Origin of the sequence: Pseudothioclava arenosa (assembly GCF_002358085.1) — a bacterium.
In the GTDB taxonomy this organism is placed as follows: Bacteria; Pseudomonadota; Alphaproteobacteria; order Rhodobacterales; family Rhodobacteraceae; genus Pseudothioclava; species Pseudothioclava arenosa.
Genome location: NZ_NTJD01000023.1, coordinates 1 through 1,635 on the forward strand (window position 1 = coordinate 1; position 1,635 = coordinate 1,635).

Sequence of the window (1,635 nt, forward strand, 5' to 3'; positions counted from 1 at the left end):
CGCACGCGAGTCGATGGAATATGATGTCGTGATCGTTGGTGGGGGTCCTTCGGGTCTGTCTGCGGCGATCCGGTTGAAGCAGATCGCCCCTGATCTTCAGGTTGTTGTGCTTGAGAAGGGCTCTGAGGTTGGGGCGCATATCCTGTCGGGTGCGGTGCTGGATACCTCGGGTCTGGATGCGCTGATCCCGGAGTGGAAGGCGAAGGGCGCGCCGGTTTCGACCGAGGTGAAGAAGGATAATTTCTACATCCTCGGGCCGTCGGGGGGCATGCGCATCCCGAACTGGCCGATGCCGCCCTTGATGTCGAACCACGGCAAATACATCGTCTCGATGGCGAATGTCTGCCGCTGGCTGGCCGAGCAGGCCGAGGAGCTGGGCGTCGAGATTTTCCCGGGCATGGCGGCCAGCGAGATCGTCTGGGCCAAGGATGAAAACGGCGCGGATCGGGTGGCGGGCGTCGTCGCGGGCGAGTTCGGGCGCGAGGCCGATGGCACGCCGGGGCCGGGCTACGAGCCGGGGATGGAGCTGCGCGGCAAATACGTGATGTTGGGCGAGGGCGTGCGCGGCTCGCTCGCGAAAGTGGTGATGGAGCGGTTCAACCTCTCGGAAGGCCACTGCCCGCAGAAATTCGGCATCGGCATGAAAGAGATCTGGGAGATCGACCCCGCGAAGCACCGCGAGGGCACGGTGACCCATACGATGGGCTGGCCGCTGGGCAAGAACGCGGGCGGCGGCAGCTTTATCTATCACCTTGAGAACAATCAGGTTTACGTGGGTTTCGTGGTCCACCTGAACTACGAGAACCCCTATCTTTACCCCTATATGGAGTTCCAGCGCTTCAAGCATCACCCGATGGTGGCGGAACTGCTTGAGGGCGGCAAACGCGTGGCTTACGGGGCGCGCGCGATCTCGGAGGGCGGCTGGCAGTCGATCCCGAAACTGACGGCGCCGGGGGTGGTTTTGCTGGGCTGCTCGGCGGGTCTGGTGAACGTGCCGCGGATCAAGGGCAACCACAATGCGATGCTGTCCGGCATCGCGGCGGCGGAGGCGGCGGCGAAGGCGATTGCCGCCGGGCGCGAGGGCGACGAGCTGGTGGATTACGAGGCCGACCTGCGCTCGGGCCCGATCGCCAAGGACCTGAAGAAGGTGCGCAACGTCAAGCCGATGTGGTCGAAATGGGGGATGATCCCGTCCTTGGTCTTCGGCGGGCTCGACATGTGGACGAACAACCTGTTCGGGGTGTCGCTCTTCGGCACGCTGAAGCACGGCAAGACCGACGCTGCGGCGACCAAGGAAGCGGCGAAGTTCAAGCCGATCGACTATCCGAAGCCCGATGGCAAGCTGAGCTTCGACCGTCTGACGAACGTCAGCTTCTCGTTCACCAACCACGAGGAAAGCCAGCCCTGCCACCTGCAGCTGCGCGACCCCTCGATCCCGATCTCGGTGAACCTGCCGAAATACGCGGAACCCGCGCAGCGCTACTGCCCGGCGGGCGTCTACGAGGTGCTGGAAGACGAGGAAGGCAACCCGCGTTTCCAGGTCAACTTCCAGAACTGCGTCCACTGCAAAACCTGCGATATCAAAGATCCCAGCCAAAACATCACCTGGACTACCCCTCAGGGCGGCGATGGGCC

Annotated in this window: 1 protein-coding gene; it reads left to right on the forward strand. The window is 63.5% G+C overall.

Going from position 1 to position 1,635, the window contains the following annotated elements:
* Positions 1-1,635, forward strand: a 1,635-nt coding sequence (locus tag CLN94_RS13790) for an electron transfer flavoprotein-ubiquinone oxidoreductase (protein ID WP_245845253.1), incomplete at both ends; no start/stop codon positions are given.